The following is a 14,952-nucleotide window of genomic DNA, read 5'->3' as shown; positions in this document are numbered from 1 at the left end:
AGGGTATTTAGCACGAAAAAAGGCCATCTCATTTTTTAATATGAGACAGCCTCTTTTTTATGCCCTATAATTTTAGAGAGGCTAATTAATTATATAACTCGTTTCGCTGAGCTTTTACTTTAGCGTCTGTCAAATAATCATCAAAGCTCATAAGCTTATCTAAACTGCCGTTTGGCGTGAGTTCAATAACTCTATTTGCAACCGTATTAGTTAACTGATGATCATGACATGTAAAAAGGATATTACTATCATACTCTTCCATGCCTTTATTTAAGGCTTGAATTGACTCCAAATCAAGGTGATTGGTAGGTTCATCAAATAGTAAGACGTTTGAGTTAGAAAGCATCATTTTTGAGAACATACAACGCTGCTTTTCTCCCCCTGATAAAACAGTACATTGTTTCAATGCTTCCTCTCCTGCAAAAAGCATTCTTCCTAAGAAGCTTCTGACAAAAGTCTCGTCTTTATCTTCAGAGTATTGACGAAGCCAATCAACTAAATTTAAATCCGAATCAGAGAAGTACTCCGTATTATCATTTGGTAGATAGTCTTTAGTTATAGTTACTCCCCACTTAAAATCTCCAGAAGTAGCTTTTTTCTTACCCATTAAAATGTCAAAAAGAGCCGAAACAGCTAAACCGTCTTTGCTTAAAAAGGCAATCTTATCCTTTTTCATTACTTGAAAAGAAAGGTCTTTGAAAAGATACTCTCCTTCCTCATTCATATAGCTAAGGTCTTCTACCATTAACATCTGGTCTCCTACTTCTCTTTCTGGCTTAAAGCCTATATACGGATACCTTCTTGATGATGGCTGTATAGCCGAAATGTCTAACTTATCAATCATTTTTTGACGAGCCGTAGCCTGCTTAGACTTAGCCACATTGGCAGAAAAACGACGAATAAAGTCTTCCAACTCTTTCTTTTTCTCCTCTGCTTTTTTATTCTGGTCAGAACGCTGACGTGCCGCCAATTGACTGGACTCATACCAGAAGGTATAGTTACCACCGTAAAGATTTATTTTCTTAAAATCTAAATCAGCAATGTATGTACAAACGTTATCCAAAAAGTGTCTATCGTGAGATACTACAATTACTGTATTCTTGAAATTCATCAAGAAATTCTCTAACCATAAAATAGATTCAATGTCCAAGTTGTTGGTAGGCTCATCCAATAAAAGAACATCAGGATTTCCAAAAAGAGCTTGAGCTAAAAGAACCTTCACTTTTTCAGACAGATTCAAATCAGCCATTAAAGTTTGGTGATATTGCTCTTTCACACCAAGACCTGAAAGTAAAGTAGCAGCATCTGACTCCGCTTCCCAACCGTTCATTTCAGCAAACTCAGCTTCTAGGTCTGCTGCACGATTACCGTCTTCTTCTGTGAAATCTTCCTTCATATAGATGGCATCTTTTTCATGCATCACCTCTATAAGTTTTTCGTTACCTCTCATCACAGTTTCTAAAACTGGATATTCATCATAGGCATTTTGATTTTGACTCAAAACCGACATTCTCTCTCCTGGGTCAAGACTGAAAGAACCTGAGGTCGCTTCTATTTCGCCTGAAAGAATTTTAACGAATGTAGACTTACCTGCACCATTGGCACCAATAAGACCGTAAACGTTACCTGGAACAAATTTCAAATTGACATTGTCAAAGAGAACTCTTTTTCCGAACTGAAGAGATATATTAGAAACTGTTAACATAAACTGATGAATTTTCTTCTAAAAATGGCTGCAAAGGTAAGGTTTTTATATGGCAAATAGAAGCCCTATAAAATGACCATTAGGTCAATTATATTTAAACTAAGAATACTACCTATTTCACAATAACAGTAATCAAATCATCCTTTACCTCAAAAAAACTTCCTGGCTTATGTTTTTCAATAAAAGAACTCAATTCTGGAATAGTAGGGTAATCATTTTCACCGGTAAAGCACCTAGCATCGTCTATCAGTAAAACATGATTATATGGTGAAGAAAAGATAGCTCGCAACTCGCCGTAAATTGGGCAATCCATCTCACCTTGAGCTGTCTCTCCAGAAGAAAAGTGCCCGTCTAACCAGAAAAGGGAGGTACTTGAAAGCTTCTTTATAATTTTTGGCATTAAGTCTCCACTATCTCCGAAATTCAATTCAACGTGCCGATCTTTTTTAAATCTCTCAACAGCCTTATTATAGTATAGCGGAGACAATTCTACCGTTATCAGTTTTTTGAAATGACTTTTTAGTGCAAAAATCATATCCCCTTTATAAGTCCCTGTCTCAATAAATGTGTTACAATTATACGTTTCTTGTAATTCATGAATTTTAAATAGCTTAACAACTTGGGGCGGCGGAATTGACCTACCTGAAGATGCCCATTTATTAAATTCGTATTTCCGAAAGGAATGTTGAACAGACTCTGGAAATTGATGAAATATAGATTTAGCTAACTCTCTCAACATAAATTAAAGTATAATTTCTCCAAATTTACCTCTTTTATTCTTTTTGAAAATTCTGACATTAAACATCCTACTAATAAAAAATGATAGGCCTATGTGTCGGTTAAAAAACACCTATTGTCTGGATAAATTGTTGGCTATGAAGCATATTTTAAACTCTCAAAATTCTCCTTTATCCCAATTAACCTTTTTAAATAATGGAAATTTCTTGATTTTCGCTACCCTGAAAGTGCTGCTCACTTAATTAAAATGTTAAATTCGTGCTAGTGAAACTTCCAAAAAGTATTTAACAGTCCTATAAAACCAGCATGAAAAGAGTCTGCCTAATAGATGATGACAAAATAGTTACGGATAGTGTTTCTTCATTGTTACAATTACAACCTGATATAAAAATTACAGGAGTTTTTCATTCGGCCGAAGACTTTATTAATCCTACAAATCTATCGAAGCTTGAGACTCCATCCATTTTAATACTAGATGTGGGTTTGCCCGGCATTTCGGGAATTGATGCCATAATCCCTATAAAAAAAAGTTTTCCTGAGCTAGATATTATCATGCTAACCACCTATGAAGAGGAGGATGTCATTTTAAAAGCTATATACAATGGTGCATGTTCTTATGTTTCAAAAAAAGCGGGTTTGAAAGCTATTTTAGATGCCGTTAATATAGTTGACAGCGGTGGCTCCTATATGTCGCCAGCCATTGCAAGGGAAATTTTCAACCATTTGTCTCCTAGAAAATCTGGAGCTAAATTTAGTTTACCAGAGAGACAGCTTGAAATTTTACAAAGTTTGGTAGACGGAAAAACCTACCTCCAAATAGCAGAAGACTTTAATATTTCGGTAGAAACCGTACGTTCGCACATTAAACGTATGTATAAAAAATTACATGTAAGTAATAAAACCGAGGCTATTTCTAAATTTATGAAAGGTCAGATTTCTTAAGGTAGATAACATGGCTTGTTTGAAACGTACGATCTGCCTAATTCTATTAGCATTTATATCCTGCAAACAGGGCACTTCTCCAAAATCAGCTACAGAAATATCACAGACAAGAGAATTAGTTTTTGAAACAATCTTACTTGATAGCCTGCCAAAGCCACAAAAAAGCTCCATGGGGCCAATATTGACAAAGTCTGTTGGCAAAACCCAAACAATAGAGTATACTGAAAAAAGCAGAACAATACTTCCTACTATAATTAAACCTGGTGGAAAAAAGTTAAATCAAAGCCAGCCGACGAAGACACCATTAATTGAGCAAAAAGTAAAAAGCCGAACACCTCAGATTAATACTGCCAAACCACCAAATTTTCCAGACTATAATCCTCTAAATTTTAATATCTATACGCTTACCTCGGGGCTTATTGACAGTAAGATTCACGACATCCTTCAAGACAGTAAAGGAAATATATGGTTTTCGTCTTACTTAGGCGTTTCCAAATATAATGGACATACCTATGAAAACTTCAGTCAGAATCAAGGCTTGATTGACGGTTATGTAGAGCACGTTTATGAAGACTATGATGGAAATATATGGTTTAGTCACAGGAAAGGTGTTAGTCGATTTGACGGAGAAAACATGTCTAACTTTTACACAGAAAGTACCCTCCTGAAAGAGGGAATTAATCAAACTCTACAAGACAAAAATGGAAATTTTTGGTTTGCAAGCTATGCAAGTGGCCTTTGCAAAGTAGAAAAAAATAAACTGGAAGAAATCATCTGTTTTAGTGAGGTGCCAGGAAAAATCAATGCAATATTAGAAGACAAAAAGGGCAATATCTGGATTGCGAGTGAGCAAAATGGCTTAATTAAATATGACGGGCAGTCATTTTATCAAATATCTACCGCTAGTAAAAGCATCTCTTGTTTAAAAGAAAGTAAAGACGGCTCTATTTGGTTCGGCTCCTTGGCAACTATATCTCAATATGACGGAGAAGCTATTACCTCCTTTGATAAATTGGGGAATTCCTTTGTGAAAAACATAATGGAGGATGACTCCGAAACAATTTGGTTCTCTACAAAATCTGACGGTGTATTTAACCTTAAAGAAAACCAAATAAATCATATAAATATTTCAGATGGACTACCAAGTGACGAAACCGACGGCATACTTCAGGACAAGGCTGGGAATATCTGGATAGGGACTTACCAGGGTGCCGTTAAGTACAACAAAATGTTCTCGAGTATTTACTACCAAGATGGCCTTACCAGTAAATCTGTAAGAAGCCTTTTTGAAGACACTAAAGGAAACATATGGGCTGGTTGCGATTTGGGAGGCCTCTCATACTTTAATCTTAATGCTGGCACCATAACTAACTTTAACAAAAAAAACGGACTAGGTGGACAAAACATAAATTCCATAACTGAGGATCAGGATAAAGAAATGTGGTTTGGATTTTGGGATGGCCCTCTTTCTAAGCTTTCAGCGGACCGCAAAACCATTACGCAATATCTAGATTCGGGTGAGGCTTTAGTATCTCTTTATACAGACCACAAAGGAGACCTGTGGTATAGTTCGCGAGAGAAGGAGGGTGTTTTCAAAATTAATAAAAAAGCTAATTCAAGAACTCATTATACTGTAGAGCAGGGCTTGGTTGACCCCGAAATTATCCAAATAAGTCAGGATGTGGACTCCAACTATATCTTTACAACTTTTGCTGGAGTTTCAATTTTAAATAAAGAACAAAGCATTTTAACAAATTACCCAAAAACTGAAGGTCAAAATCTTAGCATTATTGAAAGCTGCTATCAAGATCATACTGGAGCCTACTGGTTAAGTTCTTTAGTAGGAGAAGGTTTGTTTAGGGTAAACCCCAAAACCAAAAAAATTAGTCAGTTTGGTATAGAAGACGGCCTCCCCAGTAATATTCTATTAACAGCTATTCAAGATGATAAGAAAAACATGTGGTTAAACACTCGAAACGGGATAGCTAAAATTGACAAAAAGGCTCTAGATAGTTTGGACTCCCAAAACCACACTTATGGAAAAACACTTTTCACCTCGTTCGGTCAAGAGAACAACTTCCCTGGAAGTGGAGACGGCAGGTATTTTATCCTGAAAGATAAGTTAAACCGCCTTTGGATTCCACAACTTGACAAGGTATCGCTGGTTGATCTCCATGAGGTTCGGCAAACAGAAAGTGAAATAGAAGCTGAACTGCTTAATTTCAAACTATTCAACGAAAACATAAACTGGACTACAGACAGCTCATATACCTTAAAAAATGGTCTTAAAGTAGGTCGTTTTAAGTTCAATGGCCTAATTGAAAACACTGCGATTCCGCTGGACCCCATACTGCCCTATGATAACAACTTTGTGAGTTTTGAGTTTGTAGGAATTGATGTAAACAAACCTAAATCCGTAAAATATCAATATCAACTGGAGGGCTTAGAAAAAAACTGGAGCTCCATTGCAAACACTCCTGAAGCTACTTATGGCAATTTAAGCCCAGGGAAATATACTTTCAAAGTTAAAGCTATGAATGAGGCAGGAGTTTGGAGTAACATCAGTCAATATCATTTTAGCATTACACCACCTTGGTGGAAAACTTGGTGGGCTTATTTGTTTTATATTTCTTTTGCCTTGCTACTTATTTACGCCTGGACTCGCTATAACGTGTATCTAACTTTAGAAAAGTATAAAGCTACACAGGCCATGCGGGCTAAAATATCAACCGACCTTCACGATGATGTAGGAAGCATACTTTCTGGCTTATCTATGAAGTCAGAATTAATGTCTTATTCGGCCGACGAAACACAACAAAAAGAGCTTACTACCTTAAGTGAAATGAGTAGAGATGCCATGGAAAGAATGCGAGATACCGTATGGGCCATGGATGCCAGAAAGGACAAATACGAAAACCTTACAGATAGAATGAGGTCTTTTGCCGAAAACAACCTCCCACTTAAAAACATAACCTATGATTTTAAAGTAGAAAGCCCTAAAACGGGGGAGTTTATCAGTCCAGAAATAAGACAAAACGTTTACCTCATCTTTAAAGAAGCTATCACCAATATCCTTAAACATTCTGATGCCAAACATGTTACCATTACTTTCAATAAAAAAGGCAACACCTTAACATTGAAAATTAGTGATAATGGCTCAAAGAAAAACACAAGCTCTTCTGATGGCTTAGGAATGAGCAATATGAAGGCTAGAGCAGAATCATTAAAGGGTACTCTGAAATCTTACTTTAAAAACGGTTTCACTGTTGATTTGGAAATCCCTACCAATAGGTAAGTTATTATGATTACCTCCCTTTAAAAGGGAAAAATCCGAGCTAGAACTTATATTGTTTAACTCGGATTTTTCTATTTCTGCTATAAGTGCTCTTAGTTAATATTTACATGACCAGAGTTAGCTGAGATGTCTACATTGACCCCACCGCCATTGATTTTACCACGGACATGGTTCTTATCAAAACTACCGTCAAAATTTTTATACGCCATGGTAACTCTTCCGCCACGAATATCCAGGTCCATGCCTTTATCCATTGGCAGGTTTACGTCAATTCCACCAGCACTTGTATGCAAAACCAAAAACTCACCTACCTTTAAAATATCGGCAGAGATGCTTCCTCCGCTAGTAGTGGCTTTTACACTAGCTGCTATTCTTTCCAAGCGAATAGAACCTCCTGAAGAACCCGTTATCAGCTCTCCTTGAATGTTAGAAGCTTTTACACTTCCTCCGCTAGTGTGAGCATTTATAGCTCCTCGCATGTCTGCAAGTTTGATACCTCCTCCTGAAGTGCTTAATTTAATTTCGCCTTCAGCGTTTGTTACGTCTATTCCTCCGCCACTAGTACTAAGGTCTACTCTATCTTGAATGTTATTTACCTGAATACCACCACCAGAAGTACGACCATAAATGTCGCCACTTAGGTTTTTCAAATCAAGACCTCCACCACTAGTTCTGAAATTTAAGTCGCCATGAAGGTTTGTCAATTGAATTCCTCCTCCACTAGTCAACAACTCTGTATCTACGTTTCTTGGAGATTTTATTTTGAATGTGATGCTAAGAGCTTTCTTCCAATTATTTTTCACATTGGACTTGGCAAAGCAAATAAGTGTTCCGCCTTCTTTTCTTACTTCCAGAGTATAGTCTCTAAGTCTATCTTCTATTTCTGCATTTGAAAGACTTCCATTCCCTTTAATAAAGACCTCCACCACTGTACGTGAGCCCGAGACGCCTGTCACTTCAATTCCTCCTCCTGAAGTTTTGACATTTAAGTTTTCAATATCGCCGGCGTTAAAGGTTTTGACTAAAAATGGCTCTTTCTGAGCATAAGAAATAAGGCTTATGCATGTTAATAAACCTAATACGAATAGCTTTTTCATAATTTGTATTGATTAAGATTGAGTAAATAATTGTTTAGGCTTGTGTTTAGCCTTGCTTGGTTTTGAGATGTCATAAATCCTAAACAGGTTGCAGCAGAGCTCGCTGTTTTTTCAAATCATCTCTTTTCACAAATGTTATTGGAACAAATTCGTCGGTAGGCGAACCAATAAAATATAAGCTCCATTCTTGGTCATAATCTTTCAGAAGGTGACTGATACACTCTGCTCTATCTACTGTCGGTACTTCACAGTCTTCCCAGTAAAAAAGCTCTACACGGTAATGAAGTTCTTGTTTTTGACCATTTATGGTTACTTCAATTTCTACTTCTTGTTTGCCATTCCCTGGCGGAATTGGTATCGCGATATGTGCCATAACTTCATTTTTTTATGTCAAACTTATATGAGTATTTATATAACAATTCTAAAAGCGAAACCTATGCCAATCAAACTAAACCACTAATAACAAGCTGTTTAAATAAAAATAATATAGCAAGAAATGTCCATAAACGGACAAAATAAGAAATACCGAACGTAGAAAAATATAACAAACTAGGTAAACCAGAAACTGTCAGCCCGAGATTAGCGTTTCTTGATAGACTGAGTACTATTCCAAAAAGATTTATGAAAATTGTAATTTCTCCTGCCAAGACATTAGACTTTGAAAGTGCATTGCCTACCGACAAGTTTAGCATACCTAGTTTTTTAAAAGAAACTGAAAAACTAAACGCCGCTCTAAAAACTAAGTCTGTAAAGAAACTCTCTGATTTGATGAGTATCTCAAAAGCTTTGGCCGAATTAAATAGAGAAAGAAACCTAAACAGAGAGGAAGAATACAATACTAAAAATGCTCGTCAAGCCATTTTTGCCTTTAAAGGAGATGTTTATTTAGGATTAGATGCCTATACTTTAAATCCTGAGCAAATTGACCAAATGAATGATAAACTTAGAATCCTGTCTGGTCTTTATGGCTTACTTAAACCCTTAGATTTGATTCAGCCATACAGGCTTGAAATGGGTACAAAACTTAAAGTTGGAAGCAAACCAAACCTTTATAAGTTTTGGGACAAAAAAATTACGCAAGCTATTAACGAGGAATTAGAAGACGGTGAGCCTTTTCTCAATTTGGCGAGCAACGAATATTTCAGTGCAGTTAAACCTGAGCTACTTAAAACGCCGGTAATTACTCCAGTTTTCAAAGACTACATAAAAGGAAACCTTAAAGTCGTTAGTTTTCATGCCAAAAAAGCTCGAGGTATGATGGTAAGGTATATTTTAGATAAGAATATTGAAAAGGCAGAAGACCTTAAAACATTCAACTATGGCAATTACGAGTTTGACGTTAAAGCCTCTAGCCAGAATGAACTGGTTTTTATCCGGTAATATAAAAGGGAAGTATTCCTTTTGAGCATACTTCCCTTTCCTAAAACTAAAGTTTCTTGTTTCTTTTAAAACTTGACAGTTTTTACTGGTGAAGGCTGTGAAATATTTACCGGATGCATCACCTCTTCTTTGCCATTGCTAACCTTTATATTATACGTTCCATTAGGAAGTGTATTTATATCAAAGTTAATCCTACCCGACTCCCGCTTTTTACTTAAGAATGACTGGGAGAGTTTGTTTCCTTCGTTATCTAGAAAGGTAACTTGAAGGTAGTCGCCCTTTTGTTTCTCAAAGAATGTCTTGATAGTACCCGTGTTATAATTATAGTACATCGCTACTTCGAAAGTCTTAGCTTTTTCTGGGTTTGGATTTTCGGTATTTGCTAAAGCAGCAAAAGAAAGAGTAGTGGTAAATAGTGCTAAGGCGATAGTTTTGAATTGCTTTTTCATAATTGTATTTTTTATTTTTTTGTAATAGCTTTTTTAATGATTGCAGGGTTAACTGCTTTTAAATGTTGAATAATAATAGGGTTGATACTACTTAGTAAACTTAACCACCGTCTTTGGAGTAGGCTGAGAGATATCAATAGGGTGTAAGGTTTCTTCTTTACCATTGCTAACTTTAATATTATACATTCCGTTTGGAAGCGTGTTTATATCAAAATTAACTCTACCAGACTCCTGCTTTTTGGTTAAAAACGACTGAGCCAATTCCTTCCCATACTTGTCTTCAAAAGTAATTTCTAATTGGTCACCTTTTTGTTTCTCAAAAAATGTCTTGATAGTACCTGTGTTATAATCGTAATACATTCCTACCTCGAATGTCTTTGCTTTTCCTGACTCAGGATTCTCTGTATTTGCCAAGGCAGCAAAAGAAAGCGTAGTGGCGAATAGGGCTAAGGCGATAGTTTTGAATTGCTTTTTCATAATTGTAATTGTTTTTTTTAGTAATAGCTTTTTAATAATTGCAGCCTTAACTGCGTTTCGATGTGTCAAAGGTGAGCATTAAACCAGCTACTATGCAATGCATAATAGTATGTATGGTAAAATAAAAGTTTAAATGGTCATTCCTCTTTCTGATTTGAATAGGGAGATGCTAGAATCGGAGTTCAGTTGTCTGTCTTTTTGAAGTTTTATTTCTCTTAACATTCTTCTACCGAATTTACATTTATATAAAACAATGATATGGTTCATGTTTTCCACCTTAGAAGAAAAACTTGTTCTCCTTATTTTTGCATCAAAGACAAGACGCCGAATGGATATAGAATTAATTAGAAAGTATAATGTACCTGGCCCTAGATACACAAGTTACCCCACCGTGCCATATTGGGATAAAGAAGGCATCTCACTTTCCGACTGGAAAAACACTGTTTTAAAATCTTTTAAAGAGAGTAATCACCAAGGAATCAGTCTTTATATCCATTTGCCTTTCTGTGAGAACCTCTGCACATTTTGCGGCTGTCATAAACGTATTACGAAAAGACACGAAGTAGAGGAGCCTTATATAGATTCTGTAATCAAAGAATGGCAATTATATCTTGGTCTTTTTGAAGAGAAGCCACTTATCAAAGAAATTCATTTAGGCGGCGGAACACCTACATTCTTTAGTTCGGCCAGCCTCACAAAACTCATAAGTGGAATAGTAGAACATGCCACCATTGCCAATAAATATGAATTCAGTTTTGAAGGACACCCAAATCATACTTCAAAAGAACAACTACAAACATTATATGACTTAGGCTTCAGAAGAGTGAGTTTTGGGGTTCAAGATTATAATGATAAGGTTCAGAAGACTATTAATCGGGTGCAGCCTTTTGAAAACGTAAAAGAAGTGCATGAGTGGAGTAAAGAAATAGGCTACACCTCCATAAGTCATGACTTGGTTTTTGGGCTTCCTCATCAAACCAAAGAAAATATTCAATATACCATTGATAAAACCAATGAGCTTAAACCTGACCGACTCGCCTATTACAGTTATGCTCACGTACCCTGGATAAAGGGTTTAGGACAAAGAGGTTTTAATGAAAACGACCTACCAAAAGACGAAGAAAAACGAGAACTCTACGAGTTAGGTAAACAGCTTTTTGACCAGAATGGTTATGTGGAAATTGGTATGGACCATTTTGCCCTCAAAACTGATGATATGTATGAAGCCATGTCAGAAAATAAGCTTCACAGAAATTTCATGGGCTACACCACCAATAATACTCAGCTTATGATAGGCCTTGGTATGTCTAGCATTAGCGACAGCTGGTATAGTTTTGCTCAAAACGTTAAGACCGTGGAAGAGTATCAGGAAATTGTGAACAAGGGTGAGTTTCCTATTTTTAAAGGTCATCTTCTAAATGAGGAAGATTTAATTCTCAGAAAACACATTTTAGCTATCATGTGTCAATTTGAAACTTCTTGGGAAGAGCCACAAACTCAATCACCTATTATTGACACAGCCATTACTAAAATGGGAGAACTAGTAAAGGATGGCCTGGTAGAAATTGATAAAAATAGCCTAAAAGTGACTGAAAAAGGAAAGCCTTTCGTTCGAAATATTTGTATGTTTTTTGACGCCAGACTTAATAGAGCAAAACCAAACACTCCTACTTTTAGCTCCACTATCTAATCAAAAAGCCAACGCAATAAATATTGATTGCATTGGCTTTATTTTTTTGTAATAGCTTTTAATTCTTGGTGTCCATTTAAAAATGAACTTAAAACAGGGCCTAAATAAGCTCCATTTTATAGTTATTCACTTTTTTAGCATTTACTTCCGATAAGCTAATCTTTCTGATTATCACTTCATCTCCCAAACTTACTCTCAATGTATATACACCACTATCTAGGTTACTAATGTCAAAATTATACCTAGCTGAGTTTCTTTTTTTACTCATAAAGCTTTCTGTTAAGACTTTCCCTTTTGTGTTCAAAATCTCAATCTTAAGATACTCTCCTAGGTCTTTTTCGTAAAAGGTTTTAATAATGCCAGAAGCTTGGTCAAAATACATGGCCATTTTAAACGTTCTCGCTTCCACATTTCCTAGTTTCTCATTTGGACTATTTGCTAAAGCAAAAGATGAAACCAACATTAGACCTGTAACAATTTTTAATAACTTTTTCATAATATGTTTTTGTTTAAATTTCAAGACTGCTCCAATGGAAAATGAAACTTCTCATTACCATCGCAGCCTCAATGCCAATTATTCCAAAGGCGTACCATAAAATACAATCTCCTCATTATAAGTAATTTAAAATTTGCAAGTGTGATTTTCGCGTTCGTTAGCGAACAAGTGAACGGTGGTTCGGACAATTATTTAATACCAAGCATAGTATTAATCCTTCTTATAGGAGTACTTATAAAAACAGCAGCCCCTAAAAATAAATTGAGCCGATTAGCACTTCTATTCGGCTCATAAATTGATTACATTTGAGCCGAATAGGATTAACATTCGGCTCATGAGGTATAACTGGCAACAAAAAGACTGGCCTAATTTTAGGTATGACGAAGCAGTTTCGGCTTCTCTTTTACTCCCTTTTTTAGAGAAAGTGGGCAAAAGCAGCGGTTTTATGGAAACGCTTTCCAAAGCTGAACAAGAAGTCTCCGTTATAAATGTATTAGTAAAAGAAGCCATAAAGACCTCAGAGATAGAAGGTGAATACATCAGCCGAAAAGATGTTATCTCTTCTATCCGCAAAAACCTCGGTTTCCCTACCAACAAGGCTCTCATAAAAGATAAACGTTCTGAAGGCCTTGGCGAACTCCTCATAAAAGTCAGAGAGACTTTTGAGAAACCGCTTTCAGAAAAAATGCTTTTTGATTGGCATAAGCTTCTCATGAAAGGAAGCTTTGGTGTAGAAGTAGGCAAATGGCGAAGTCATGAAGAACCCATGCAGGTAATATCAGGTGCCATGGGAAAAGAAAAAGTGCACTTTGAGGCTCCGCCCTCGCAAAAAGTACCTGAAGAAATGGCTGCCTTTGTAACATGGTTTAATGCTAGCTCACCAAAAGGGGAACAAAAAATGTTTAACCCCATGCTTCGTGCCGCTATCACTCATCTGTATTTTGAAAGTGTTCACCCTTTTGAAGATGGAAACGGACGTATAGGAAGACTGTTGGCAGAAAAAGCGTTAGCACAAGGCCTTGGGAAACCTGTATTAATGAGTCTTTCTAAATCAATAGAAGCAGGCAAAAAAACATATTACAGCCAATTAGAAAAAGCCCAACAAGGCAATGAAATAACAAAATGGGTTAATTATTTCTGTGGTTTATTAGTGGAGGCTCAAAATGACTTCGAACAAACAGTACGATTCAGTTTAAAGAAGGCAAGCTTTTTTGAAACGCATAAAACAGAGCTTAACGAAAGGCAGAAAAAGGTTATAAAAAGAATGCTAGATGAAGGCTATGAGGGTTTTGAAGGCGGAATGAATACTCGAAAATACATAGGCCTTACCAAAACATCAAAAGCCACCGCCACCAGAGATTTACAAGATTTAGTAAGTAAAGGCATCTTTGTTTCCACCGGTGGAGGTAGAAGTGTTTCGTATCAACTAAAAATAGCCTAGAACCAAATCAGCTTCACTTATTTCCCTTCGAGGTAATCTCTCAAGTATTCAAAGTGCGGGCCTAAATCCTTTTTCGTAGCAATAGTCGCTTTTGTGAGCATATCGCTTTCTCCCTTTATTAATTCCGGAATAACATGCTCTATAAACATATCTCCAAAAGCTTCCGATGCGTCTCTCGGTAGTTCATTTGGCAGGTTATCTATGGTCATCATGTCTATGGCGTTTTCTTGGAAACTTGCCACTTCTGATTTAGAAACCGGGTCAAAACCAAAAACAGGGTCTGCAATAGTGGTTGGCCTTAAGGTAGATGGGATAGAGCTAGTAGGAGCTATATCACACGTCACATCCGCTATTACTTTGATGTTGAAATCTGGGCTGGCCATTTGTTCCAAAGTAAAAAAGGCTGGAGCGTCATTATCCCAATATATACCATTAATCATGATATCTGACATGGGCAAAAAGTGCTCAAAGTCCGAATCGTAATCTTTGGGGTTTTTATAAAAATCTTGAACTTCGTCAAATACCTCCCCATCCTTTCTTTTGGCATAATAGAAGCTATTCAACTGCGTATAAACTGGCGTATCATGCGTTTTTCTAACGTAATCTATAGGCCTAACTTTCGTAAAACCCATATCATTTAACACTTGGGCAGCTCCCTGAGCTACTCTACCCGTGCCCGTTAACACTACTTTTACCTTTGGTAGTTGTGTTTTATTATAAACTTCTTTGGCAGCTTTATAGTCAAACAAGTTTGTCATTCTTGGTAAGTCAAAAGCACCTGTCCGCTTCCCATAAGTCCATAAGGCATTATGTGCACCTACCATACCCGCAAATTTCCCGAAAGCTATAACTCTAGCTCCAGTATCATTTGTCAGCACCTCATAATCTATCAAAGTGATGTTTTTATCAACAATGGCTTTGAGTAATTTCTGATTATAAGGCTGAGCTTTGAAAGTATGAGAAAAGAAGAAATAAGTTTTATTAGGAATCAAACGCTCGATAGGTACCTCTTTAACACCAATAAGCAGTGTTCTGTCACTTAAATCTTCTTGCATAGGTATGCCCGCTTTTAAGTAGTCGTCATCGCTAAAGCATCTTACTTTAGATGGCTGCACTACCACATCTAGGCCCATTTCTATGAGCAGCTTGCAGTGTGCTGGACTTAAAGTAACTCTACTATCTGGTGGGTTTTTCTCCTCTCTTATTATTCCAATCTTCATTTTGGAGCTTTGTTTTTATTTT

The 14,952-nt window shown here is 36.5% G+C and carries 13 protein-coding genes; 5 read left to right on the top strand and 8 right to left on the bottom strand.

The features are described 5' to 3' along the window. Positions 1-85 precede the first annotated feature (85 nt). Both AADJ06_RS12330 and AADJ06_RS12325 read right to left on the bottom strand, forming a co-directional pair. Positions 86-1,705, bottom strand: coding sequence for an ATP-binding cassette domain-containing protein (locus AADJ06_RS12330; RefSeq protein WP_341226761.1), 1,620 nt, complete (start codon positions 1,703-1,705; stop codon positions 86-88). Between the two features lie 112 nt (positions 1,706-1,817). After that, a complete protein-coding gene (locus AADJ06_RS12325) occupies positions 1,818-2,444 on the bottom strand; it encodes a hypothetical protein (protein ID WP_341226760.1) in 627 nt (208 codons plus the stop codon). Positions 2,445-2,749: 305 nt separating this feature from the next. Between AADJ06_RS12325 and AADJ06_RS12320 the strand changes: the two genes are divergently transcribed. Both AADJ06_RS12320 and AADJ06_RS12315 read left to right on the top strand, forming a co-directional pair. Next, complete coding sequence (locus tag AADJ06_RS12320; protein ID WP_341226759.1) at positions 2,750-3,385, top strand: response regulator transcription factor; 636 nt, start codon at positions 2,750-2,752, stop codon at positions 3,383-3,385. A gap of 19 nt (positions 3,386-3,404) precedes the next feature. Beyond that, on the top strand, positions 3,405-6,680 hold the full coding sequence (locus AADJ06_RS12315) for a two-component regulator propeller domain-containing protein (protein WP_341226758.1): 3,276 nt from the start codon (positions 3,405-3,407) through the stop codon (positions 6,678-6,680). A 92-nt stretch (positions 6,681-6,772) separates the two neighbouring features. Here the strand turns inward: AADJ06_RS12315 and AADJ06_RS12310 are convergent, their stop codons facing one another. Beyond that, positions 6,773-7,777 carry a DUF4097 family beta strand repeat-containing protein gene (locus AADJ06_RS12310; RefSeq protein ID WP_341226757.1) on the bottom strand — a complete coding sequence of 335 codons (1,005 nt, stop codon included), beginning with the start codon at positions 7,775-7,777 and terminating at the stop codon, positions 6,773-6,775. A gap of 79 nt (positions 7,778-7,856) precedes the next feature. Continuing rightward, positions 7,857-8,150, bottom strand: a complete 294-nt coding sequence (locus AADJ06_RS12305; protein ID WP_341226756.1) for a hypothetical protein — start codon at positions 8,148-8,150, stop codon at positions 7,857-7,859. A 248-nt stretch (positions 8,151-8,398) separates the two neighbouring features. On the opposite strand from AADJ06_RS12305, the gene yaaA reads away from it, so the two are divergent. Next, a complete protein-coding gene (yaaA, locus tag AADJ06_RS12300; RefSeq protein ID WP_341226755.1) occupies positions 8,399-9,157 on the top strand; it encodes a peroxide stress protein YaaA in 759 nt (252 codons plus the stop codon). Positions 9,158-9,222: 65 nt separating this feature from the next. On the opposite strand, the gene AADJ06_RS12295 is transcribed toward yaaA, so the two are convergent. After that, entirely contained in the window at positions 9,223-9,606 is a 384-nt protein-coding gene (locus tag AADJ06_RS12295) for a hypothetical protein (RefSeq protein WP_341226754.1), read from the bottom strand. A gap of 87 nt (positions 9,607-9,693) precedes the next feature. Then, positions 9,694-10,083, bottom strand: a complete 390-nt coding sequence (locus AADJ06_RS12290; protein ID WP_341226753.1) for a hypothetical protein — start codon at positions 10,081-10,083, stop codon at positions 9,694-9,696. 328 nt (positions 10,084-10,411) lie between these two features. Between AADJ06_RS12290 and hemN the strand changes: the two genes are divergently transcribed. Beyond that, positions 10,412-11,773, top strand: a complete 1,362-nt coding sequence (hemN, locus tag AADJ06_RS12285; RefSeq protein ID WP_341226752.1) for an oxygen-independent coproporphyrinogen III oxidase — start codon at positions 10,412-10,414, stop codon at positions 11,771-11,773. 100 nt (positions 11,774-11,873) lie between these two features. On the opposite strand, the gene AADJ06_RS12280 is transcribed toward hemN, so the two are convergent. Further along, the gene (locus tag AADJ06_RS12280; protein WP_341226751.1) at positions 11,874-12,269 is read right to left on the bottom strand and encodes a T9SS type A sorting domain-containing protein; all 396 of its coding nucleotides are present in this window, start codon (positions 12,267-12,269) and stop codon (positions 11,874-11,876) included. A 334-nt stretch (positions 12,270-12,603) separates the two neighbouring features. On the opposite strand from AADJ06_RS12280, the gene AADJ06_RS12275 reads away from it, so the two are divergent. Then, positions 12,604-13,710, top strand: coding sequence for a Fic family protein (locus AADJ06_RS12275; protein ID WP_341226750.1), 1,107 nt, complete (start codon positions 12,604-12,606; stop codon positions 13,708-13,710). A gap of 17 nt (positions 13,711-13,727) precedes the next feature. Here the strand turns inward: AADJ06_RS12275 and AADJ06_RS12270 are convergent, their stop codons facing one another. Then, on the bottom strand, positions 13,728-14,930 hold the full coding sequence (locus tag AADJ06_RS12270; RefSeq protein WP_341226749.1) for an NAD(P)-dependent oxidoreductase: 1,203 nt from the start codon (positions 14,928-14,930) through the stop codon (positions 13,728-13,730). Positions 14,931-14,952 lie beyond the last annotated feature (22 nt).

The sequence above is a fragment of the uncultured Arcticibacterium sp. genome (genome assembly GCF_964021845.1).
Lineage (GTDB): Bacteria > Bacteroidota > Bacteroidia > Cytophagales > Spirosomataceae > Arcticibacterium.
Note: the sequence above shows the minus strand (reverse complement) of the source record. Positions and strands in the feature narration are given on the sequence as shown.

Coding starts and splice junctions, on each gene's coding strand:
- AADJ06_RS12330 (WP_341226761.1), bottom strand. CDS start 1,705: ATGTTAACAGTTTCTAATATATCTCTTCAGTTCGGAAAAAGAGTTCTC.
- AADJ06_RS12325 (WP_341226760.1), bottom strand. CDS start 2,444: ATGTTGAGAGAGTTAGCTAAATCTATATTTCATCAATTTCCAGAGTCT.
- AADJ06_RS12320 (WP_341226759.1), top strand. CDS start 2,750: ATGAAAAGAGTCTGCCTAATAGATGATGACAAAATAGTTACGGATAGT.
- AADJ06_RS12310 (WP_341226757.1), bottom strand. CDS start 7,777: ATGAAAAAGCTATTCGTATTAGGTTTATTAACATGCATAAGCCTTATT.
- AADJ06_RS12305 (WP_341226756.1), bottom strand. CDS start 8,150: ATGGCACATATCGCGATACCAATTCCGCCAGGGAATGGCAAACAAGAA.
- yaaA (WP_341226755.1), top strand. CDS start 8,399: ATGAAAATTGTAATTTCTCCTGCCAAGACATTAGACTTTGAAAGTGCA.
- AADJ06_RS12295 (WP_341226754.1), bottom strand. CDS start 9,606: ATGAAAAAGCAATTCAAAACTATCGCCTTAGCACTATTTACCACTACT.
- AADJ06_RS12290 (WP_341226753.1), bottom strand. CDS start 10,083: ATGAAAAAGCAATTCAAAACTATCGCCTTAGCCCTATTCGCCACTACG.
- hemN (WP_341226752.1), top strand. CDS start 10,412: ATGGATATAGAATTAATTAGAAAGTATAATGTACCTGGCCCTAGATAC.
- AADJ06_RS12280 (WP_341226751.1), bottom strand. CDS start 12,269: ATGAAAAAGTTATTAAAAATTGTTACAGGTCTAATGTTGGTTTCATCT.
- AADJ06_RS12275 (WP_341226750.1), top strand. CDS start 12,604: ATGAGGTATAACTGGCAACAAAAAGACTGGCCTAATTTTAGGTATGAC.
- AADJ06_RS12270 (WP_341226749.1), bottom strand. CDS start 14,930: ATGAAGATTGGAATAATAAGAGAGGAGAAAAACCCACCAGATAGTAGA.